Annotated in this window: 25 protein-coding genes and 1 tRNA gene; 9 read left to right on the top strand and 17 right to left on the bottom strand. The window is 55.9% G+C overall.

Annotation, left to right across the window (positions count from 1 at the left end; all coding sequences use genetic code 11):
- Positions 1-46 precede the first annotated feature (46 nt).
- Positions 47-271, top strand: a complete 225-nt coding sequence (locus tag J7413_RS07550) for a hypothetical protein (RefSeq protein ID WP_209097465.1) — start codon at positions 47-49, stop codon at positions 269-271.
- A gap of 31 nt (positions 272-302) precedes the next feature.
- Here J7413_RS07550 and J7413_RS07545 read toward each other — a convergent pair whose 3' ends face one another.
- From J7413_RS07545 to J7413_RS07510, 8 genes are all read right to left on the bottom strand, one after another.
- Complete coding sequence (locus J7413_RS07545; RefSeq protein ID WP_209097464.1) at positions 303-1,379, bottom strand: 2'-deoxycytidine 5'-triphosphate deaminase; 1,077 nt, start codon at positions 1,377-1,379, stop codon at positions 303-305.
- Between the two features lie 58 nt (positions 1,380-1,437).
- Positions 1,438-1,514, bottom strand: a tRNA-Pro gene (locus J7413_RS07540).
- Positions 1,515-1,587: 73 nt separating this feature from the next.
- Positions 1,588-2,916, bottom strand: a complete 1,329-nt coding sequence (locus tag J7413_RS20500) for a MerR family transcriptional regulator (protein ID WP_247743396.1) — start codon at positions 2,914-2,916, stop codon at positions 1,588-1,590.
- A gap of 14 nt (positions 2,917-2,930) precedes the next feature.
- Positions 2,931-3,233 (bottom strand): integration host factor subunit alpha, encoded by a 303-nt coding sequence (gene ihfA / locus J7413_RS07530; protein WP_209097463.1) that lies wholly within the window; start codon positions 3,231-3,233, stop codon positions 2,931-2,933.
- A gap of 120 nt (positions 3,234-3,353) precedes the next feature.
- A complete protein-coding gene (locus tag J7413_RS07525) occupies positions 3,354-4,328 on the bottom strand; it encodes a beta-ketoacyl-ACP synthase III (RefSeq protein WP_209097462.1) in 975 nt (324 codons plus the stop codon).
- Positions 4,329-4,351: 23 nt separating this feature from the next.
- Complete coding sequence (gene plsX / locus J7413_RS07520; RefSeq protein ID WP_209097461.1) at positions 4,352-5,440, bottom strand: phosphate acyltransferase PlsX; 1,089 nt, start codon at positions 5,438-5,440, stop codon at positions 4,352-4,354.
- A gap of 20 nt (positions 5,441-5,460) precedes the next feature.
- Positions 5,461-5,667 (bottom strand): 50S ribosomal protein L32, encoded by a 207-nt coding sequence (gene rpmF / locus J7413_RS07515; RefSeq protein ID WP_209097460.1) that lies wholly within the window; start codon positions 5,665-5,667, stop codon positions 5,461-5,463.
- A gap of 138 nt (positions 5,668-5,805) precedes the next feature.
- Entirely contained in the window at positions 5,806-6,366 is a 561-nt protein-coding gene (locus tag J7413_RS07510; RefSeq protein WP_209097459.1) for a DUF177 domain-containing protein, read from the bottom strand.
- A 110-nt stretch (positions 6,367-6,476) separates the two neighbouring features.
- Between J7413_RS07510 and bamE the strand changes: the two genes are divergently transcribed.
- The 5 genes from bamE to J7413_RS07485 all read left to right on the top strand — a co-directional run bounded on the left by bamE (position 6,477) and on the right by J7413_RS07485 (position 11,834).
- Positions 6,477-6,950 (top strand): outer membrane protein assembly factor BamE, encoded by a 474-nt coding sequence (bamE, locus tag J7413_RS07505; protein WP_209097458.1) that lies wholly within the window; start codon positions 6,477-6,479, stop codon positions 6,948-6,950.
- A gap of 97 nt (positions 6,951-7,047) precedes the next feature.
- Entirely contained in the window at positions 7,048-7,776 is a 729-nt protein-coding gene (locus tag J7413_RS07500) for a GNAT family N-acetyltransferase (RefSeq protein WP_209097457.1), read from the top strand.
- Between the two features lie 60 nt (positions 7,777-7,836).
- A complete protein-coding gene (locus J7413_RS07495) occupies positions 7,837-9,648 on the top strand; it encodes an ATP-binding cassette domain-containing protein (protein ID WP_209097456.1) in 1,812 nt (603 codons plus the stop codon).
- A gap of 186 nt (positions 9,649-9,834) precedes the next feature.
- Entirely contained in the window at positions 9,835-11,139 is a 1,305-nt protein-coding gene (locus J7413_RS07490; RefSeq protein ID WP_209097455.1) for an AAA family ATPase, read from the top strand.
- On the top strand, positions 11,136-11,834 hold the full coding sequence (locus J7413_RS07485) for an HNH endonuclease (protein WP_209097454.1): 699 nt from the start codon (positions 11,136-11,138) through the stop codon (positions 11,832-11,834). Before J7413_RS07490 ends, J7413_RS07485 begins: the two co-directional genes overlap by 4 nt.
- A 66-nt stretch (positions 11,835-11,900) precedes the next feature.
- Here J7413_RS07485 and J7413_RS07480 read toward each other — a convergent pair whose 3' ends face one another.
- Positions 11,901-12,917 (bottom strand): ribose-phosphate pyrophosphokinase, encoded by a 1,017-nt coding sequence (locus J7413_RS07480; protein ID WP_209097453.1) that lies wholly within the window; start codon positions 12,915-12,917, stop codon positions 11,901-11,903.
- 107 nt (positions 12,918-13,024) lie between these two features.
- Between J7413_RS07480 and J7413_RS07475 the strand changes: the two genes are divergently transcribed.
- On the top strand, positions 13,025-13,624 hold the full coding sequence (locus tag J7413_RS07475) for a 2-hydroxychromene-2-carboxylate isomerase (protein ID WP_209097452.1): 600 nt from the start codon (positions 13,025-13,027) through the stop codon (positions 13,622-13,624).
- Positions 13,625-13,627: 3 nt separating this feature from the next.
- Positions 13,628-14,440, top strand: coding sequence for an alpha/beta fold hydrolase (locus J7413_RS07470; RefSeq protein WP_209097451.1), 813 nt, complete (start codon positions 13,628-13,630; stop codon positions 14,438-14,440).
- A 73-nt stretch (positions 14,441-14,513) separates the two neighbouring features.
- Here J7413_RS07470 and J7413_RS07465 read toward each other — a convergent pair whose 3' ends face one another.
- A complete protein-coding gene (locus J7413_RS07465) occupies positions 14,514-14,996 on the bottom strand; it encodes an ester cyclase (RefSeq protein WP_209097450.1) in 483 nt (160 codons plus the stop codon).
- 85 nt (positions 14,997-15,081) lie between these two features.
- Here J7413_RS07465 and J7413_RS07460 point away from each other — a divergent pair, with 85 nt between their 5' ends.
- The gene (locus J7413_RS07460; RefSeq protein WP_209097449.1) at positions 15,082-15,441 is read left to right on the top strand and encodes a helix-turn-helix domain-containing protein; all 360 of its coding nucleotides are present in this window, start codon (positions 15,082-15,084) and stop codon (positions 15,439-15,441) included.
- A 32-nt stretch (positions 15,442-15,473) separates the two neighbouring features.
- Here J7413_RS07460 and J7413_RS07455 read toward each other — a convergent pair whose 3' ends face one another.
- The 7 genes from J7413_RS07455 to J7413_RS07430 form a co-directional block, all read right to left on the bottom strand.
- Positions 15,474-16,106 carry a Fic family protein gene (locus tag J7413_RS07455; RefSeq protein ID WP_209097448.1) on the bottom strand — a complete coding sequence of 211 codons (633 nt, stop codon included), beginning with the start codon at positions 16,104-16,106 and terminating at the stop codon, positions 15,474-15,476.
- Positions 16,099-16,428, bottom strand: coding sequence for a hypothetical protein (locus J7413_RS07450; RefSeq protein WP_209097447.1), 330 nt, complete (start codon positions 16,426-16,428; stop codon positions 16,099-16,101). Before J7413_RS07450 ends, J7413_RS07455 begins: the two co-directional genes overlap by 8 nt.
- A 157-nt stretch (positions 16,429-16,585) precedes the next feature.
- Complete coding sequence (locus J7413_RS07445) at positions 16,586-17,218, bottom strand: RNA ligase family protein (protein ID WP_247743395.1); 633 nt, start codon at positions 17,216-17,218, stop codon at positions 16,586-16,588.
- A 67-nt stretch (positions 17,219-17,285) separates the two neighbouring features.
- Complete coding sequence (locus J7413_RS20495) at positions 17,286-17,411, bottom strand: DUF6500 family protein (RefSeq protein WP_348538734.1); 126 nt, start codon at positions 17,409-17,411, stop codon at positions 17,286-17,288.
- 54 nt (positions 17,412-17,465) lie between these two features.
- Entirely contained in the window at positions 17,466-18,518 is a 1,053-nt protein-coding gene (locus J7413_RS07440) for a beta-eliminating lyase-related protein (RefSeq protein ID WP_209097446.1), read from the bottom strand.
- The gene (locus tag J7413_RS07435; protein ID WP_209097445.1) at positions 18,518-18,994 is read right to left on the bottom strand and encodes a YcgN family cysteine cluster protein; all 477 of its coding nucleotides are present in this window, start codon (positions 18,992-18,994) and stop codon (positions 18,518-18,520) included. The genes J7413_RS07440 and J7413_RS07435 overlap by 1 nt, the downstream gene beginning before the upstream one ends.
- Positions 18,991-19,923: a bifunctional riboflavin kinase/FAD synthetase gene (locus tag J7413_RS07430; protein WP_209097444.1), complete on the bottom strand. Its 933-nt coding sequence runs from the start codon at positions 19,921-19,923 to the stop codon at positions 18,991-18,993. Before J7413_RS07430 ends, J7413_RS07435 begins: the two co-directional genes overlap by 4 nt.
- Between the last annotated feature and the right edge of the window lie 69 nt (positions 19,924-19,992).

Here is a 19,992-nt window from a genome sequence, read left to right as displayed (position 1 = left end):
TTATTTTTCGCCTATGTTGGGCGCGAGGCAGCAGGGAGCGTGTAACATGAACGCAAACCAACTTATCAATATGGTCGTGCGACAGGTTGTTCGACGGCTTGTGAACGGCGGCATCAACGCCGGGTTTAAAGCCATGTCCAATTCGCAGGGCAAGGCAAAGAACAATGCGTCTGCTGGTGGCAATGACGGGCAGGGGGCTCAGGTCAATCCTCAGGGTGCAAAACAAGCGAAACAAGCCATGCGCGCGATGCGCAAAATCAACAAATTCTGATCATCCGAGGGCAGCGACTGCGGCGGCCTATTTAGGCCGCTTTAAAGTGCTTGCTGAGTTTCAGACCTTGCCCTTGATAGTTGGAGGCAATCCCTGCGCCATAGAGTTGGCTGGGCACGTCTGCCATACGCTCGTATACCAAACGTCCAACAACCTGACCATGTTCGAGCACGAACGGGGCTTCATGACAGCGGACTTCCAGAACGCCGCGTGATCCTGTCCCTCCGGCCTCGGCATGGCCAAAGCCAGGGTCAAAGAACCCTGCGTAGTGTACGCGAAACTCTCCCACCATTGCCAAGAACGGCGCCATTTCCGCGGCATAAGCGGGCGGGATGTGCACGGCTTCGCGACTCACCAGAATGTAGAATGCGCCCGGATCAAGGATGATCTTCCCATCAGAGCTGTGCAGCTCTTCCCAATATTCCGCTGGGTCATAGTGACCGATGTTTTCAAGATCGATCACACCCGTGTGGGGCTTGGCGCGGTAACCCACCAAAGTGCCCTCTGCAGGCTTCAGGTCCACGGAAAAGCCAAGACCATCATCAATCACTGCTTCGCCATCGACCAGAGGGCTTCGGCCGTGCAACGTTCTTAGGTCGGCATCAGACAATAGGCTTTGGCCGGCGCGAAACCGAATCTGATTGAGCCGCATTCCTGGACGCACAAGAACCGAGAAACTGCGCGGGCAGATTTCTGCATAGAGCGGTCCGGCATAGCCAGCCGCAATGCGATCAAATTCGGTGCCACCGTCGGTGATTGTGCGTGTGAGCAGATCCAATCGGCCAGTCGAACTCTTGGCGTTGGCCACTGCTTGCACATTGCCTGGCAGTGCCAGTGTTTCCATGAGAGGCACGACATACACGCAGCCCTTTTCCAAGACCGCGCCTTCGGTGAGATCAATGCGATGCATCTCAAACTCGTTAAGCCGCTCCGCAACGGTGCGTTCTTGCCCCGCAAGGAAAGAAGCGCGCACGCGATAAGCAACATGGCCTAGACGCAAGTCGAGTGATGCGGGTTGGACCTGGCCTTCGACAACCGGTTCTGACACGCGAATTTCGCCGTTTGTCAGCATGGTTTCAATGGTTTGGCTGGGCAATACGCCGGTCATTGTGGTCCTCCCGGAAATACAAAACGCCCGGGCCTTGCGGCACACGGGCGTTTGTGAATGGTCGGGCTAGCAGGACTCGAACCTGCGACCTTCCGTCCCCCAGACGGACGCGCTACCAGGCTGCGCCATAGCCCGACGATGGGCTGTTCATAACGGAATTGAGGGCGGGAGCAAGTCAAAAATCGCACCTTTTCTCGCCCTCTCCCGATTAACTTGCCCGCGCCTGCAATGCTTCCAGTTTTGCAAGAAGTTCAGCTGCACGAGACTGGTTCTGCGGCGCGATATGCACGGTCTGAGTGAACACGCGCAAAAACGCATCTTTGCTGTCTTCTTCTTCAGACATCTTGGCAGGGCCAGGGACCGCTGTTTTGGCGGTGGGGGGCGATGCAGGTGCCGATGGTGTGGCGGTTTCTTCAGGCGCGGTTTGTGCAGGGGCGCCAGACACGCCGCTGCTTGGCTTCAAAACCTCCTGAGTGGGCGCTTCGGCACTTTGGCTCAGTGTCTGTTCTGAGTTTGGTGCAGCATTTTCAAACCCAGACTGTAGAGATGCAACGGATCCTCCAGACGAGCGCAATGCGTCAGCCGGATCATTGGGGTGGTCAGTCGGGGTTGTGGGTGCTTCTTCTTGAGAGACGGGGGCTCCAGTCAACAAGCTTGGAGCGGCGTCCTCTGACTTTTCAGTCAGCGTTGCAGCGGCAGGCAGGGCTTCTGCCTGTTCTGACGCTGGCTGCGCGTCCAGTGGTTCCTGCTCTTGTGGTTCCTGCTCTTGAAGTGCGTCAAACAGATCGCCCGTGGGCGCGTTGTCTTGCTGCCGTGCAACGTCCTCATGAACGGGCTCGCTGCTTTCTGAGACTGTGACTGCTTCGGTTTCGGGCGCCACATGAGGCTGCGCGTCTGAGCTCGAAACATTGCGGAAGAGTGGTGTACTGCCCTGACTATCCGCCGCAAAGTCTGCTTTTGCCGGTTCTTCAGTGGGTTGTTCATCGGCTGACGGAGAGAGGTCGTGTTGCGACTCGATCGGGGGCTGCTGCTCATCCTGTGGCGCATCATCCGCTTTCGACTCATCAGACGCAACTGCGGCTTCAGTTTGCGCAAAGCTTTCTGAGTCGTCTTCTGCATCTGGAGATGCATCTTCTGTCCCAGCAAGCGCCAGAGGTTGCTCCATTTCGCCCGAGGCCTCGGATACATCTGCCTGGGGCTCTGCCGACTCGCGTTGAACCGCGTCTTCGATATCTGCGCCTTTGGCGTCTGGCGCGTCTTGGTCCACCGGTTGGGAGAGCGACGAGACGTGCTTCACGCCCATCTCGCGCAGCAATTTTTGCGCATCTTTGATCGGCATGCCGTCTTCGTGCAGCAGTTTCTTGATGCCGCCGAGCAGCTCCATATCCTGCGGACGATAGTACCGGCGTCCACCAGCGCGTTTCACCGGCTTTACCTGAGAGAACTTGCTTTCCCAGAATCTAAGAACATGGGTCTGCACACCCAGCCAATCCGCCACTTCGCTGATTGTGCGAAAGGCCTCCCGGGATTTCGCCATGGGACGTTACTCTCTTATTTTTTGTTGCCCGCCGCGACGCGGTCTTTCATCAGGTGAGATGGTCGGAACGTGAGCACGCGGCGTGGGTTGATAGGCACTTCTTCGCCGGTTTTTGGGTTACGGCCAACACGCGCCGCTTTTTCACGTACGCTGAATGTGCCAAAAGACGAGATTTTGACTTGCTCGCCACGCACCAAGGCATCTGACATGTGCGCGAGCACACTCTCGACGAGTTGCGAGGAATCATTTCGGGAAAGGCCCACTTCACGAAATACGGCTTCGCTCAGGTCCATCCGGGTCAATGTCTTGCCAGTCATAAGTCCCCCCTTTTTCTAAATCTCTCAAAACCATAGAGGTATGGGATTTTATAAGTCAATGACTTGGGCTGTGCCAGCCCCGTTTAACTTTGATACGCAACAAAGGTTTACGCGGTATTTCTACCAGCGCAGTGCTACGGATCCCCAAGCCAAACCGCCACCGATTGCTTCCGTGACAATGAGGTCGCCTGACTTGATTTTGCCTTCGGCCACGCCGACCGATAGCGCCAGCGGTATCGAGGCCGCAGATGTGTTGCCGTGGTCCTGTACTGTCACAATCACGCGATCCATCGGGATGCCAAGTTTCTTGGCTGTGCCTTGAATGATGCGAATATTGGCCTGATGTGGCACAATCCATGCAACATCGTCGTGTCCTACGCCAATTTTATCGAGCGCGTTTTGGGCTGTAAAAGTCAGCTTTTCCACGGCCTGGCGGAAGAGTGCATTGCCCTGCATGCGCAGTTTGCCTGCCTCTCCAGACGTGGAGACACCGCCATCCACATAAAGCATATCCCGGTACTGACCGTCTGAGTTGAGATCTGCGCTGAGAATACCGCGGTCAGAGGCCTCACCAGTGCCGTCTTGGGCTTCAAGGATAAGTGCACCTGCGCCATCGCCAAACAGCACGCAAGTCGCGCGGTCAGTCCAATCCATGATCCGGCTGAAGGTTTCCGCGCCAATCACCATCACGCGTTTCGCCTGACCAGAAACGATCAGAGCATTGGCATTGGTGAGGGCAAAGACAAAACCAGCGCACACAGCCTGAACGTCAAATGCAAAGCCGCGCGTCATGCCGATTTTTTGCTGCACCATGGTGGCGACTGAAGGAAAGGTGAGATCAGGGGTCGATGTTGCCACTACAATGGCATCAAGATCGTTGGCTTCAAGCCCAGCACTCTTCAGTGCGGCTTTTGCCGCGAGGCTGCCCAAATCAGACGTTGTCTGATCGTCAGCTGCAAAATGGCGACGCTCAATGCCCGAGCGCGTGCGAATCCATTCATCTGACGTATCAAGGGTTTTTTCAAACTCAGCGTTTGGAACGACCCGTTCCGGTAAGTAGTGGCCTACACCCAGAACCACGGCGCGCGTTGTCATTTTTGTGCCTTGCTAAGTTATTTTTAGTCGCTTGAGTTCTCGGCATCTTGCGGCAGGGAAACAGCAGATGCAACCCGCGCAGCAAGCTTTTCGGAAAAGCCAGACTGCGCCAGCTTAAATGCGAGCTTCACCGCTGAAGACACCCCTGTTGCGTCAGATGAGCCATGAGACTTTACCACGGTGCCATTGAGGCCAAGAAATACGCCGCCGTTCACACGACGTGGATCGATGCGTTTGTTGAGGCGGTTTAGAGATGTATAGGCCATGAGCGCCGCGAGGCGCGACAGGGGCGAGTATTTAAATGCTTCGCGCAGCAAAGACCCGATCAGGCCTGCGGTGCCTTCGCCGGTTTTCAAGGCCACGTTGCCAGTGAATCCGTCGGTCACGATCACGTCTGCCTTATCTGCGGGCAGGTCGTTTCCTTCGACGAAACCGACAAATTCATAGTTCGCGATCTCGGCGTTTCTGGCGATAAGATCATGAGCCAATTTCAGCTCATTCCGGCCTTTGTGTTCTTCGGTGCCAACATTCAGCAGCCCGACACGAGGGCGCTGCAGTTCCATACCGTTGCGTGCATAGGAGGCGCCCATCAATGCGTACTGCAAAAGATCATGCTCATCTGCGCTGATGTCTGCGCCGGCGTCCAGCATGATATTGAAGCCTTGCGGGGCACGCGAGGGCCAGAGCACCGCAATTGCGGGACGGTCTACTCCGAGGATCTTGCGCAGGCGCACCACAGACAACATCATCAGCGCACCGGTGTTGCCGCAGCTCACCACGGCGTCTGCCTCGCCAGCGCGTACTGATTCGATTGCCGACCACATCGAAGTGCTCTTGCCGCGACGGATCACGTCGCGTGGCTTATCTTCCATCGCGACAGTGCCTGACACATCGCGAATCTCTACACGTCCTTCCAGGTTACGTTTGCGCGCAACCAGTGGGCTCAACTCCGCTTCGGGACCGTGAAGAATAAATGCAATGTCGGGATTTTTGTTCGCAGAAAGCGAAATGCCGGCAACTACTGCTGCCGGCCCGCGATCGCCACCCATGGCGTCGACAGAGATCACCGTGCGCCCGCTGAAGGGGTTTGCTGATGTAGTCAAACCGGCCATAGGGGCGCAGATCCTGTTGTTTATGCTGCGTCTTCGTCCAGATCGACGTCGTCAGCCATCGCGATGACTTCGCGATCTGCATAGTGGCCACAGGAAGGGCACACATGGTGTGGGCGCTTCAGCTCACCGCAATCTGGGCATTCGTTAGGATTCGCTGCAACCAGGGCGTCGTGTGCACGGCGGTTGTTGCGGCGCGATTTAGATACTTTGTTCTGCTGGACAGCCATGTCGCAACCTTTGATTTACTGGGGCAAGTTGCCCGATTTCCTGAGCGTTGTGAGCGTCTACGCAATATGCGCGGCTGAGTCCAACGCTAAATTCGAATGAGCGCGCGAAAATACTGCGATTTTCCCACAACGCAAGCCCTATTCGTCGTCTTTTGGTGTCAACTGATCGCGCAGGGCGGCCAGCCCGGCAAACGGACGCGCGTCTTCGTCTGTCATGGCCTTTTTGCCGGCTTCGGTAAAGACCGCTTCTTTCAGTGCAGCGCCTTCAGAGCGCGGAAATAGCGGAACGTTAAGCGCCAAAGCTTCCTGCATCACAGCAAATACATCTATCGTCGCCCCCAAAGGTTCCGCATCGTCGTCCTCAGGCATCTCGATTTCTTCCTCGTCAGCCGCAAGCTCCGGCATTTTTGCAAGGAAACGACGCTCTACCACTTCATCAATTCGTGAGGTGACCGGTTCCAAAGTGACAACGCATGGCTGAATGACGGTTGCGCCAAGATCTGCGATCAGCTCCCAATCGCTCTTGCCGAAGGCGTGCAACTCCCCTTTGAAGGAGAGCTTCTTTAATCCTGTTAGGTCGAGCTCTTTGGCAATGGCTTCAAGTGTTTGCGCGTCTGGACGCAGCTCAAAAACCGTTGGGCGGTTTTGCGGGAGATCTGCCACGCGAAACGCGGTGGGGGTGGGCACTGTGTGTGACATGGTTTCTGACTTTGGTCTGGAGTGGGCCAGCGCGCTTACTTTCTTGAACAGCGCGCATTCCTTCTATAAGCGAGATAAAAGGCAAGTCGGGCCAACACAAGAGGACAAACATGAAGACGCGCAAGACGATGATCAAAGTCACGGTCATGGGGGCGTTGGTGTTGGCGCTGGCCTCATGTGCGACCCGATACAGAAATCATGGCTATGTGCCTTCTGCAGAAGAGCTGGCGTCGATCACCCTGGGTGTCGATACACGAGACACCATTGCAGACACGTTCGGCCCACCGTCCGCATCTGGCGTGTTAAATGACAGCGGGTATCTTTATGTGCGCAGTCGAGTGAAACACTTCGGTCCACGGAGACCCGAGGTGGTTGATCGCCAAATCGTCGCGATTGGTTTTGATAACAACGGGATCGCGCGCAACATTGAGCAGTTTGCCCTAGAAGACGGTCAGGTGATTCCTCTGGCGCGCCGTATCACCGACAACAATATCGAGTCTGGCGGTCTGCTGCGTCAATTGGGGCGCAACCTTGGCAACTTCTCGCCGATTGGCGCACCGGCACCAGGCAGCGGCGATTTCTGATTCAGGCGAGCAGCGTGTGCCTATGTCGGGTGTCATTTTCTCGTCATTCCTGTTTTGCTAGGGTCGGGGTGTCGACGAATTGACCTTAGGCGATGCGATGCTGAACTATGGCCATTACTGTGTCCGGAATGCTGTTTCAGCCAAAGACCTTGAGGCCGCTCAGCGCTTGCGGAGTCTCGCGTTTTTGGGGCACGCGGATGGCCGGGATCGTGATGATTTTGATGCACGTTGTACGCACTATCTTATCGAAGAGATGACAAGCGGCCGTTTGGTCTGCGTCTTCAGAATGTTACCTCTGAACGAGGGCCGTGACATTGCCGATTGTTACGCCGCTCAGTTTTATGAGCTCAGCGCTCTTGAGGCGTATCCGGGCCGTATGGTTGAAATGGGCCGGTTCTGTATGCACCCGGACGTGCATGATCCTGATGTGCTGCGCGCCGCATGGGCGGCGATGACGCGCTTTGTCGATGAAAACAAAGTGGATCTGCTGTTTGGATGTGCCTCTTTCGCTGGTACCGACACACGCGCCTATCTTGATAGTTTCGCGATGCTGCGTGACCGGCACCTTGCCCCTAAATGCTGGTTGCCAAAAGTCAAAGCACCGAGCGTTTTTCGGTTTGCTTCTAAATTGGCCCGTCGTCCGAACCTAAGGGATGCTCAACGTCACATGCCCCCCATGCTGCGCAGCTACCTTATGATGGGGGGATGGGTCAGTGATCATGCGGTTGTTGATAAAAAAATGAATACATTGCACGTGTTTACAGGTGTTGAGATCCGTTCCATTCCCCCAGCCAGAAAGCGCTTGCTTCGTGCGCTGGCTGGATAAGTGCTTGTCTCTAGACCGAGAGGTTGACGGGATTAGATTTGCGGGCTAGGCGCTTTCGCTATGGCACGTATACCTCTTTTGCAGATGAACGATATCTCGCTGACCTTTGGTGGAGATCCGGTTTTTGATCAGTTGAGCCTTGTGGTGCAGCCCGGTGATCGGGTCGCCTTGGTGGGGCGTAATGGATCAGGCAAATCCACCCTCATGAAGGTGATGGCGGGATTGGTTGAAGCGGATCGCGGGGAGATCGTTGTGCCGCCGGGCATCAGCGTGGGATACATGGAGCAAGACCCTGACATGAAAGGGTTTGCGACGCTTGGCGACTTTGCCTCAGCCAGCCTTGAGACCGGTGAAATGTATAAGGTTGAGCGGGCTGGTGAAGGGCTTAAGTTTGATCCCGCGCGCGCGGTTGAGACCGCCTCTGGCGGGGAACGGCGGCGGGCGGCTTTGGCGCGGCTGATGGCGGAAGCGCCGGAGTTGATGTTGCTTGATGAGCCGACCAACCACCTTGATATTGAGGCGATTGCCTGGCTTGAAGCTGAGCTGAAAGCGACCCGTGCAGGCTATGTTTTGATCAGCCACGACCGTGCTTTCTTGCGTGCACTTACACGTGCAACCCTTTGGATTGACAGGGGAATGGTGCGTCGTCAGGAGAAGGGATTTGAGGCGTTTGAAGCCTGGCGGGACAAGGTCTGGGAAGAAGAAGACATCCAGCGCCACAAGATGGATCGCAAGATCAAAGCCGAGGCGCGTTGGGCGGTGGAAGGCATCAGTGCCCGGCGCAAACGCAATCAGGGCCGTGTGCGGGCGCTGAAGGATCTGCGGGCGGAGCGGGCTTCTATGATCTCGCGGCAGGGTTCTGCGGCGATGGAACTTTCTGCGGCTCCTAAATCTGGCAAAAAGGTTATTGATGCCAAAGGGTTGTCGAAGGGTTTTGAGGCAAAGGCTATTGTCTCGGATTTCTCTCTGACGGTGCAGCGGGGCGATCGGGTGGCCTTTGTCGGCCCCAATGGTGTGGGCAAAACGACCCTGATTAAGATGCTGATGGGAGAGCTGGAGCCGGACTCTGGAACGGTCACGCTGGGCACCAATCTGCTGCCTGCGGTGTTTGATCAGGCGCGTGCAAAACTTGACCCGGAAATGACCCTTTGGGACAGCCTGACAGGCGATCCGGAGATGCGGGTTTCGGGCAAGGCGGATCAGGTGATGGTGCGCGGCAACCCCAAGCATGTCGTTGGATACCTTAAAGAATTTCTGTTTGATGATCGCCAGGCCAGAGCGCCGGTGCGGTCTCTCTCCGGTGGCGAGAAGGCGCGGTTGCTGCTCGCAAAACTGATGGCCAAGGAGAGCAATCTTCTGGTCATGGACGAGCCGACAAACGACCTTGATGTGGAGACGCTGGACCTGCTGCAGGAGCTGCTGGATGACTATGACGGCACCGTGCTGTTGGTGAGCCACGACCGCGATTTTCTGGACCGTGTGGCGACCACCACCATCGCCATGGAAGGCAATGGTCGCGCGGTGACTTACGCCGGGGGGTGGTCCGATTACCGTGCACAGCGGCAAGAGGATATGCCCAAAAAGGCCGAAAAAACAAAATCTAAGGCGGAGAAGGTAAAGCAAGAAAAGGCACCCGCTGCGGGACTGAGCTTTACCGAAAAACACCGACTTGAGGCGCTGCCGGGGATCATGGAAAGACTGGAAGCCGAGATCGCAAAGCTTGAAGAATTCATGGCAGATCCGGAGCTTTTCACCAAAGAACCGGTGAAATTCCAGAAGGCGACAGAGGCGCTGGTGGAGCGCCAAACAGCGCTGGCTGAGGCCGAGGAAGAGTGGCTGACGCTAGAGGAAAAGGCCGAACGCAACACCTGAATCGCACGTCGGTATCGCGTCTGTATTGCGTCGGTATCGCGGAGGTCTGCATTTTTTGAATATGTTGCGTCGGGACGGTGGGGTAGGGAGTTGGTGAAGGTTGCCTCGATTTTATTCGAATGATAGCTCTGGCTGCGTACGAAATTTTGGGACTGTGCAGTTCTTCGAATTCAGGGACGCAATAGAATGCAGATCGACCGACTTATCCTGAAAAACTTTCGAGGGTTTGCGAATTTTGATCAACCGTTAAATTCTCGGTTGACTCTGATCGTGGGCAAGAACGGCACTGGTAAGACAAGCATACTTGATGCACTTTCCGTTGCTTTCGGTTCTTTCCTTCTGGGCATTCCCGTTGCGGATGCCCGTCACCTTCACAAGAGGGAAGCACACGAGTTTGAAAGGGATTTCGGTGGAAAGCCTGATTTTACAAAAGCGTTCCCTATACGGGTCGAGGCAGAGGGGCGGTTACCTGATCCTTTGACCGGTGATTATCACAAGCTGAGTTGGGCACGAGAACTTGGGAGCATCCGTGGCCGCACTACTACTAAGGAAGCCAGAGATTTATCATCAATCTCCGAAAAAGCTTATCAGTCTGTAGTTGCAGGAGATGATCCTGATTTGCCGCTACTGTCTTACTATGGCGCTAACCGACTCTGGGAGTTGTTTTATCTGAGAAAAAGAAAACACCGCCCTTCTCGTTTTGATGCTTACCGAAATAGTCACGAACCAAGTGTTTCTTCAGAAGACCTGTTGGACTGGTTGAGGAGAATGCGTTTGGGTGAGTTTGAAACGGGGGAGTCTTCTCCTTCGCTTGCGGCTTGGCGAGGGGCAGTCGAAGCTTGTTTTGAGGCGAATGTAAAAGTTGGATACTCTCCATCCCGCGAAAGACTTGAGGTCGAGTTCGTGGACGAGCGTCGAACTGTGGCATACGAAAATCTATCACATGGTCAACGGAATATCCTTTCTATGGTGGGGGATATTGCATTTAAGGCTATTATCTTGAACCCGCATCTTGGAGCCGAAGCGGTAAGATCCGCGCGTGGTATAATACTAATAGACGAGATCGATCTGCATCTACACCCAACGTGGCAGAAAAAGATTGTTCCGGCTCTGCTTGAGGCATTTCCCGAGATGCAATTTGTCGTATCAAGTCATTCGCCATTTGTTATCCAGTCGATATCGGAAGGCGTTATGCTGGACCTTGATGAGATGGAGTTTGATGATCGTGTCTATAGCATGCCGATTGTTGATATCATAACTGATGTTCAGGGGGTTGAAGAAAGAGATCGGTCGATGGGCTACGTAAACAAAAGAGAAAGCGCTGGCGCTTACCTTTCAAAAGTAGCTCGTTTAGCTGAGTGCCATGATCCAGATGAACGAGAAGCACTTGAAGAGGAACTTGATGCCATGGAGCGAGGGTTCCAAGATCCTGCGCTCGAAGCCATGATGAAAATGGAGCGCATAAGTAGTGTCAAGCAGGGGAAAGAATGAGGCCAATCGCGAAAGGGGCAGCACCTCATATCCAATATAGACCATACGCAAAAGCTCTAGATGACCTAGTCGCGAGGATTGGCCCCTACTGTAGTTACTGCGAACAACCAGTTCGTCACGCTCCAGAAATAGAGCATGTGCAGCCAAAGTCTAAGGTTCCTAGTTTACAGTTTTCTTGGAACAATTTTTTGCTTAGTTGCAAGAGTTGTAATAGTAACAAAGGCGCATCTGCTGTAGTTCTCAGTGAGACGGCTTTTCCTGATTTAGACAATACCTTTCTTGGCTTAGCGTATTGTTCTGGAGGTTTTGTTACGATCTCTCCAAATCTATCTCCAGAGCAAGTTACTTTGATGAATAACTTGGTTTCTCTGGTAAAACTGTTGCGACATCCAAGCGGTAAAGAGCGCCCTAGCGCCCGTGACAAACGCGCAGATCATCGCTCTGATACTTGGGACATTGCGCAAGTTCAATTGGGTCACTATGAGAGATTTCTTGGAAAGGCAGAGGTATTATCGCTTTTGGAAGAACAGATCGTGATAATCGCGTCTGAAAAGGGATTTTTCTCAGTTTGGATGACAGTATTTGCCGATCATCCACAGATGTGTAACCGGTTTATTAGTGAATTTAGTGGCACCGCAAGAAATTGTTTCGATGGTGATGGGAAACCTGTGCCACGATCAAATGGTAAGATCTGACTTTTAAGCAAGAAAGCCCCGACGCATCCGCCGGGGCTTTCTCTATTCTAACGCTTTCGCCTCAGATCAGGCCTTGAACAGACCCTCATAGGCGGGCTCCAGAGTCTCGGTCTCAAAGAGTGAGCTGACGGAGGTGCCTGCAGCGGTGTTCATGATCGCTTGGGCAAACATCGGGGCGGTTGGCACGATGCGGATGTTGCTGGCGCCTTTCACGGCCTCGGTTGGGGCGATGCTGTCGGTGATCACGAGGGACTTCATCACGGAGTTGGTGATGCGCTCAATCGCTGGGCCGGAGAGCACGCCGTGGGAGATGTAGCTGTGCACCTCGGTGGCGCCATGTTCCAGCAGCACTTCGGCGGCTTTGCAGAGCGTGCCTGCGGTGTCGCAGATGTCATCGACGATGATACATTTCTTGCCTTCGACGTTGCCGATCACGGTCATCTCGGCGACTTCGCCGGGCTTTTCGCGGCGCTTGTCGACGATGGCGAGCGGGGCGTTGATGCGCTTGGCGAGCTCACGCGCGCGGGCCACACCACCCACGTCAGGGGAGATCACCATGACGTCAGAGAGGGTGTCTTTGAACTGGGCTTTGATATCCAGCGCAAAGATCGGGGAGGCGTAGAGGTTGTCCACCGGGATGTCGAAGAAGCCCTGAATCTGTGCGGCGTGCAGATCCATGGTGAGGATGCGCTCGATGCCAGCCTCAACCATCATATTGGCGACCAGTTTTGCGGTGATCGGGGTGCGGGCCTTGGTGCGGCGGTCCTGACGGGCGTAGCCGAAATACGGGATCACAGCGGTGATGCGGCTGGCCGAGGAGCGGCGCAGGGCGTCGGCCATGATCAGCAGCTCCATCAGGTTGTCGTTGGCTGGATTGGACGTGGACTGGATGATGAACATGTCCTCGCCGCGCACGTTGTCGTAGACTTCAACGAAGATTTCCGCATCGTTGAAGCGCTCGACACGCGCATTGACCAGCTCTGTGGAGACACCACGGTGCATGGACATGCGCCGCGCGATGGCGGTGGCCAATGGCTTATTGGCATTGCCTGTGATCAGTTTGGGTTCAAGAATGGTGGCCATAGCGCGGAGGTCCCTAGGTGGCTTTGGTGACAGATTCGTGACATTGCACTCCGCTTAACATGGCCCTAACGTCTCGCAAAGCGATGCAGATGGATAGTGAGGCGCAAATGACCACAATCACGTATTATTTCTCGACAATTTCTCCCTATACCTATCTGGCGGGCACGCGACTTGAGGAAGTGGCGGCCAAACATGGGGCGGAGATTGTCTATAAGCCGCTCGATATCATGGGGCTGTTCAGCCGCACGGGGGGCACCGCGCCCAAGGATCGGCATGTGAGCCGTCAGGAGTATCGCGCGCAGGAGTTGGTGCGGCAGGCCAAGAAACTGGGCATGGCGTTCAATCTGAAACCGGCGCATTGGCCCACCAATATGGCACCGTCCTCTTATGCGTTCATTGCGGCGCAGAACGCCGGTGGGGGCGATCTGGGCGCTTTGGCGCATGGGTTCACCCGCGCGTGCTGGGCCGAAGAAAAAGACATCGCGCAGGATGATGTGATCCGCGACTGCCTGAGTGCGGCGGGATTTGATCCGGCGCTGGCCGACAGCGGGTTGCTGGTGGGCGCGGAAACCTATGCGCGCAATCTGGAGGAAGCGGTGGAAGCCGGGGCCTTTGGCGCGCCGTTTTACAACACCGACGATGGGGCGCGGTTCTGGGGGCAGGATCGGTTGGAAGATCTGGATCTGCATCTGGCGGGCAAGTTGTAAGCGATGGCACTGGACGACAAAACGCAGGCTGCTGGGCACGGCATTCACTGGCGTGTTCTGGGGGAGGGGCCGCGCCGAGCGCTGGCGCTGCATTGCAACCTTGGGCATTCGGGTGCGTTTCGCGGTATTGCGGCGGCGCTGAATGACCTGCTGACCCTTGAGGCACCGGATATGCCGGGGCATGGGCGTAGCGTGCCTTATCGCGCGGATGTGCCCACCGGGCAGTGGATGCTGGATGCCATTCTTGATCAGATCACCGAACCTGTGGATGTGATTGGCCACAGCTATGGCGGGCTCTTGGGGTTGCGGCTGGCGCTGTTGCGGCCTGATCTGGTGCGCTCGCTGTCGCTCTATGAGCCGGTGACCATGCTGGGGGCGCAGGAGAAGGCTCCTGAGGAGGTTGCGAAGAACCACGCGCATATGGAGCGGGTCTTTGCTCACTATGAAGCGGGAGATTCAGAGAGCTCGGTCCAGCTGTTTGTCGAAGAATGGGGAGATGGGCGCCCCTGGTCGGCTTTGCCTGCAGAGATGCGGGCGCAGTTTGTAGCATTGATGCCGTTTGTCATCGCCAGTCAGCAGGATGTTCTGCATGATCTGGGAGATATCATGCCGCGTTTGGGGCAGATTGAGGTGCCTGTTGTGGTGATGGATGGGGCGTTGTCGCCTGCCATCATGAAGCCGGCTTGTGATTACGTGGCTGCGCAGGTGCAGAACGGGCGGCGGGTGACCGTGGCCGGGGCTGGACATATGGGCGCGATTTCCCATGCAGCAGCGGTCGCTGCTGAGGTGCGCAAGACGGTAGAGGCCGCTGGCTGATACATTGGTCCGGTTCAAAAGAAACCCCCGCAGTGCCAGCGCGCTGCGGGTGTTTTTGTTTGGTGGGCGTGGCTCAGTGATCCAATGCGCCGATCTGTGCCAGAACTGCGATCCAGTCTTCGAGGTGATAGGTGTGGGTGACCATGCCCTCGTCGTTGAAATGGTGCACGTCGATTGCTTTGGCGGTGAAGGGTTTGCCGGTTGCCGCGTGGCCCATGAATTCGCCGGAATGGGTGCCGGAGAAGGTGGAGCGCGCCACGATCACATTGCCTTCTTCGATCAGCTCTTCGACTTTCCATTCAAAATCAGAGAAAGACGCGGCGACCAGAGGGATGAAGTCTTTCAGACCCTGACGGCCTGCGCCCTGACCTGGGTTGGCGTCATAGGTGACCCAATCTTCGATCAGCACTTTGTCCAGGGCGTCCAGATCGCCTTCGGAAAAGGCGGCGTAGAAGTTCATCAGGTTTTTCTTGTTGTCAGACATGTCGTCAGCTCCTGCAGTTGTGGAAAAGAGCGCCAGCGCGAGTGCGGCGATGAATGAGGACAGCAGTTTCATGAGGTGATTCCCGAGTTTGTTGCTTGCTGCACTTAGGTATCAATTGTATACCAACGCGCAAGAACGCACTTTTAGGAGCTTAGGTATGGTCAGAGTAACTGTGCTGGAGAAGAAGGATGCAGAGAATTGTCCGATCCGGGATGTTCTGGACCGGGTGGGCGACAAGTGGTCGATCCTGATTTTTTGTGTTCTGGAAGACGGAGACAAACGGTTTAACGAGATCAAGCGCTTGCTGGGTGACATCACGCAGCGGGTATTGACGAGCACATTGCGTAAATTGGAAGCAGAAGGGTATCTGACACGTGAAGTGTTCCCGACGTCGCCACCAAAAGTAAGCTATGGGCTGACTGAGCGGGGGCGGACTTTGCTGAAGCTGATGTTGCCGGTGATTGAATGGGCGAGCAGCGCGCATGCGGACATTAAGGCGGATCGCGCGCAGGCTTAGTCCTGAACAGGGAGGCGTTTGCTTCGAGCGGTTCAGGAAATCGCGTTCAGATACATGCGGCGGAAGACTTCGGCAGTTGGGGCCCAGTCGCCAGTCATGGCGGCGTTGCATGCAGCGCCATAGCCGTCATCTGGGCGTGGTCTCAGTCTGACAAAGGGCGGCAGACCATAGCGCATGGCAATGAAGCCGCTCCAGATCCGCGCGGTGCGCCCGTTGCCGTTTGCAAAGGGATGAATGCGCACCCATTCGGCATGCACCCAAGCGCAGAGCTCGATCACCGCGTTGAGCAGATCGGCGGTGGCGGGCGCGTCGCCCTGAGGAATGATCGCATCCAGAGCTGCGGTTGCGCTTTGGACGCGCTCTTCAAAACGGGCCAGCTCTTCGGCCACCAGAAAGGCTAGGGTGCCGCGATGGACACCAATGCCAACCTCACAATGTTCCAGCCCAGGTTCCCCTCGAAAGCGCCCGGTGATAGTGTCCGCTGTGACCGAAAGTTGCGACAGAACGTCAGCGGGAACGGTGAGGTCTTTCAGTGTTGTGGCATGCCATTCCTGCGCCATCCGCAGGGTTGGCCGTTCGCGCGCGAAAGCCGCGTCACGCGACGCACGATAGGCAGATTTGAGGTTTTGTGTCAGTTGGTCGCTGTCAGCGTCCCAATCAGGCACCGAGCAGCCCACGCACAAGCGATGTGGCCTCTTGCGGCTCTTCGGTCAGGATCTCTCCTTGGGCCGGATCTTCCTTGGTAGACAATTCCGCAGAAACCACAGCGTCGATCGCTTGCTCAAAATTCGGATCAGCGGCGCGGTATTGGCGCAGTTGTGCCAGCGAGGCTTCTAGCTCCGCTTCCAAGGCGTGAGATTCCTTTGCGACAAACTGATCCAGCGCCTGCACAATGAGCTTGTTGACGGTCATCTTGCGCAGCTCTGCCAGTTTGGCGAGATGAGACTTGAGAGTTGGATCAACACGCAAAGACATTTGAACAGACATGGGAGTGCTCCTATTAGAAGTGAATTCAAAATAGGGTTTTGATGTCATTTTGTCAATGTGGGGGTGATTTGATCCCTCTTCATAAGACATTCAAGAGCAGCGCCAAGGGGGGCGCATGAGCTATTTAGGAACATATAGACGTACAATTCGAAAAAGGTCAGCTTTTCAAGCGGTTTGGAACCATCTCAGCTTTGGTCCAGTGAATTTCACTTTGGACGTGCCCCGCCCTGACATATTTGCCCATGTTTGTTGGCATTTGGCTTTCTAGAAATGCGCTGGCTGTACGAACCACAAACCCTTCTTGTGTTTCCTGATCCAAATTTTGCGCAACCACTTCAAAAAGACCGTCGGAAAATGGACCGCGATAAAGCGTTTTAACAGGGTCGATACCCAAGTCCGAGAACCGGCTCAGCGTGTCGCTCCAGCTTTGGATTTCGTTGTCAATAATGAGCGCAAACCCCAGAAAGTAGGATGATAATTCCGTGTAGGCGATAGAGTGCTTCGCATACAGGTTCTCGCCAACGATGCGTTCGTTTGGTGCCAATTGGAATGAGATCCCTGCGGCAAAAGCTTGCAACCAATCGCGCGAAGGATGGTACTTGCTGTCAGGACTACGGGCATGAGTACCCCCGCTATGAATGGTGGTGTTTTCGCCATCCATCTTTTCGGTGATCACGAGATCTGAGACCTTCAGGCGCTCTAGCGACGACATGATTTTGTCATCACTGGTGGAGCCAGGCGAATTGGGTAGATGGTAGGTGCGGCCGTACTTTCTCATAAGTTGCAACATACCAAATCACATGATCTGATGCGACTGCCTTTATATCTCTGGTTCCTATCGTTTGATTTGATGCTCACTAAGCGCCAGACAGGATCAGATCGCGCACTTTTACGGCTTGCTCGAAGGAATCGAGTTCGTGTGTTTTGATCCACCAATTGGCGGCCTTCATCACAAGGTCCGGGTCGTCGTTTTTCTTTGTGATTTTCGCATTGCAGATGGTGACCGCCTATTGGCGCAGAGTGTCTCGTAAGTGCGGTTAACCCGCTGCCAGATCCAGGAATTTGTGGATCTGATCCTGTTCAATTGACCAGTCACACACCAGTCGTGCGGGGAGCAATTCAGTGTCATCCGCGCCGTCCAGCTCTGCGCCCCAGAGGTGGTAGCTGGCGCCTGCGGCGAAGAGGCGTTTGTGGGTGGCGCGGGGCAGGGAAGCAAAGATCATGTTGGCCTGCGGTGGGTGCATGAATTCCACACCGTCGATCTGGCGCAAACCACCGGCGAGATGCGCTGCACTGGCATTGGCTTTGGTGGCGGCGGTGATCCAGGCGTCATCTTTCAGATAACCGAGCATTTGGGCGGAGAGATAGCGGTGTTTGGAGAAGAGGTGCCCGCCGCGTTTGCGGCGCAGCTCAAATTCGCGGGCGTGTTTGGGATCAAAGAAGATCACGGCCTCCACACCCATACAGCCGTTTTTGGTGCCGCCAAAGCTGACCGCGTCGACGCCTGCTTTCCATGTCATTTCTGCGGGTGAACAGCCGAGAGCGACCATGGCGTTGGCAAAACGCGCGCCATCCAGATGGACAGGGCAGTCAAAGGATTTGGCCACATCACAGAGCGCTGTGAGTTCGGCCAATGTGTAAACAGTGCCGCGTTCGGTCACCTGGGTGATGGAGACCGGGCCGCGCTGAGGGCCATGCACGCCACGATTGCCTTCGCCCGCGATGGCGGTGCGCAGGCTGTCAGGGGTCATCTTGTCCTCACCTTTGGCGCTGGCCATGGTGAGTTTGGCGCCACCGGTGTAAAATTCGGGCGCGTTGCACTCATCCTCGTGGATATGCGCCACATGGGAGCAGAAGATGGTTTCCCAAGGATTTGAAAGGGTTGCCAGTGCGAGTGCGTTGGCTGTGGTGCCTGTAGCGACCAGATAGACAGCAGCCTCTGGTGCCTCAAATATCTCGCGCAGCTTTGCTGTGACCTCCGCCATTTCCGCATCTGCGCCGTAGCCCATGGCGTAGCCTTCGTTGGCAGCAGACAGCGCGGTGAGGACTTCGGGGAGGGCAGGGCCAGAGTTGTCAGAGGCAAAAAACATCAGAGCGGTTCCTCGATAATGTGGTCTTCCCACTGCTCGAGCGGGGTGTCAAATTCTGAAACGGTGCGGTGGCGCATGGAGACCCCAGCCTCATGCACGGAGCTTTGGCGGCCCGAAATCAGCGGGTGCCAGTCATAGAGCGGTTTGCCTTCCCAGAGCAGGCGATAGGCGCAGGTTTGCGGCAGCCAGTAGGCATGGTCGTCAATATTTTCTGGCGTCATGACGATGCATTCGGGCACAAACTGGTGGCGAATGTCGTATTGGCTGCAGAGCCCGGTGTCATCATCGAGCAGGCGGCAGGCAACGCAGGTGAGGGCGACTTCGCCAGTGTCTTCATCCTCAAGCTTGTTGAGGCAGCATTTTCCGCAGCCATCACAGAGCGCTTCCCACTCGGTTTTGTTGAGCTTGGTGAGCGGCTTTTTTTCCCAGAAACGTTTGGCGAGCCCGTGGCGTGCTATGGCGTCTTTGTTGCTCATAAGGCTGATAGGATCTCGCGGGCCTGATCGCAGTCTTTGCTCATTTGCGCAATCAGTGCCTCAAGACCGTCAAATTTCAACTCTGGACGCAGGTACTCTACCAGACCGACAGAGAGGGTGTGGCCATAGAGATCGCCTGAGAAATCAAACAGGAAGGTTTCGATGTTGGCTTTGTTTTCGCCAAACATCGGGCGGGTGCCAATGGAGGAGGCGCCAAAGTAGCTGCCTTGGTGTGGGCCATCGAGCACATCTACCAGTACCGCATAGACGCCGTATTTGGGCTGGTGCAGCCCGTCGATGGACATATTGGCTGTTGGATACCCGAGCTCTCGGCCGCGTTGTTCGCCGCCGATCACGGGCCCGTCGATGCGGTGCCAGTGGCCGAGCATGGCGGCTGCATCACGGGGGCGCCCGTCTGTGAGCGCAGCGCGGATGGACGTAGAGGAGACCTGACCGTCGCCGCCCTGCACAAGCGGTGCAATGGTAACGCCAAAGCCCATTTCCTTGCCAAAAGCGACCAGATCTTCCGCGGTGCCTTTGCGCCCCTGACCGAAGCAGAAATCTGCGCCAACCACCACGTGTTTGAGGCCCAGACCATCAGCGATCACGTCGCGGGCGAAAGCTTCCGGCGTGAGGCTGGACAGGGCCGCGTTAAACGGCAGCTCATAAAGACGGTCCACGCCCAGTTTTTCCAGTCGATGTGCGCGTGTTTCAGCGGAGGTCAGCCTGAAGGTAGGAGCGTGCGGTGCGAAGTATTCGCGGGGATGCGGCTCAAAGGTCATAATGCCGAGCGGTGCATCCGGCGCAGCTTTGCGTGCGAGGTCGATCACGGATTGATGGCCCAGGTGCACACCGTCAAAATTGCCGATCGCGACGCTGGCGCCGCGATGCTCTGAGGTGACGAATTGATAGTCGCGAATAATCTGCATGGCGCAGGGTTAGCTTTTGCGCGGGCGGGGTGCAAGAGAGGAGGTGCCATGGTTGCGGCACGTCAGCAA

Origin of the sequence: Shimia sp. R10_1, from assembly GCF_017744095.1 — a bacterium.
GTDB lineage: Bacteria > Pseudomonadota > Alphaproteobacteria > Rhodobacterales > Rhodobacteraceae > Shimia.
Note: the sequence above shows the minus strand (reverse complement) of the source record. Positions and strands in the feature narration are given on the sequence as shown.

Coding starts and splice junctions, on each gene's coding strand:
- J7413_RS07510 (WP_209097459.1), bottom strand. CDS start 6,366: ATGTCACACACAGTGCCCACCCCCACCGCGTTTCGCGTGGCAGATCTC.
- J7413_RS07495 (WP_209097456.1), top strand. CDS start 7,837: ATGGCACGTATACCTCTTTTGCAGATGAACGATATCTCGCTGACCTTT.
- J7413_RS07500 (WP_209097457.1), top strand. CDS start 7,048: ATGCTGAACTATGGCCATTACTGTGTCCGGAATGCTGTTTCAGCCAAA.
- J7413_RS07525 (WP_209097462.1), bottom strand. CDS start 4,328: ATGACAACGCGCGCCGTGGTTCTGGGTGTAGGCCACTACTTACCGGAA.
- J7413_RS07470 (WP_209097451.1), top strand. CDS start 13,628: ATGGCACTGGACGACAAAACGCAGGCTGCTGGGCACGGCATTCACTGG.
- J7413_RS07485 (WP_209097454.1), top strand. CDS start 11,136: ATGAGGCCAATCGCGAAAGGGGCAGCACCTCATATCCAATATAGACCA.
- J7413_RS07480 (WP_209097453.1), bottom strand. CDS start 12,917: ATGGCCACCATTCTTGAACCCAAACTGATCACAGGCAATGCCAATAAG.
- J7413_RS07490 (WP_209097455.1), top strand. CDS start 9,835: ATGCAGATCGACCGACTTATCCTGAAAAACTTTCGAGGGTTTGCGAAT.
- rpmF (WP_209097460.1), bottom strand. CDS start 5,667: ATGGCTGTCCAGCAGAACAAAGTATCTAAATCGCGCCGCAACAACCGC.
- J7413_RS07435 (WP_209097445.1), bottom strand. CDS start 18,994: ATGAGCAACAAAGACGCCATAGCACGCCACGGGCTCGCCAAACGTTTC.
- J7413_RS07460 (WP_209097449.1), top strand. CDS start 15,082: ATGGTCAGAGTAACTGTGCTGGAGAAGAAGGATGCAGAGAATTGTCCG.
- J7413_RS07445 (WP_247743395.1), bottom strand. CDS start 17,218: ATGTTGCAACTTATGAGAAAGTACGGCCGCACCTACCATCTACCCAAT.
- plsX (WP_209097461.1), bottom strand. CDS start 5,440: ATGGCCGGTTTGACTACATCAGCAAACCCCTTCAGCGGGCGCACGGTG.
- J7413_RS07550 (WP_209097465.1), top strand. CDS start 47: ATGAACGCAAACCAACTTATCAATATGGTCGTGCGACAGGTTGTTCGA.
- J7413_RS07430 (WP_209097444.1), bottom strand. CDS start 19,923: ATGCAGATTATTCGCGACTATCAATTCGTCACCTCAGAGCATCGCGGC.
- ihfA (WP_209097463.1), bottom strand. CDS start 3,233: ATGACTGGCAAGACATTGACCCGGATGGACCTGAGCGAAGCCGTATTT.
- J7413_RS07475 (WP_209097452.1), top strand. CDS start 13,025: ATGACCACAATCACGTATTATTTCTCGACAATTTCTCCCTATACCTAT.
- J7413_RS07440 (WP_209097446.1), bottom strand. CDS start 18,518: ATGTTTTTTGCCTCTGACAACTCTGGCCCTGCCCTCCCCGAAGTCCTC.
- bamE (WP_209097458.1), top strand. CDS start 6,477: ATGAAGACGCGCAAGACGATGATCAAAGTCACGGTCATGGGGGCGTTG.
- J7413_RS07465 (WP_209097450.1), bottom strand. CDS start 14,996: ATGAAACTGCTGTCCTCATTCATCGCCGCACTCGCGCTGGCGCTCTTT.
- J7413_RS20500 (WP_247743396.1), bottom strand. CDS start 2,916: ATGGCGAAATCCCGGGAGGCCTTTCGCACAATCAGCGAAGTGGCGGAT.
- J7413_RS07545 (WP_209097464.1), bottom strand. CDS start 1,379: ATGACCGGCGTATTGCCCAGCCAAACCATTGAAACCATGCTGACAAAC.
- J7413_RS07450 (WP_209097447.1), bottom strand. CDS start 16,428: ATGTCTGTTCAAATGTCTTTGCGTGTTGATCCAACTCTCAAGTCTCAT.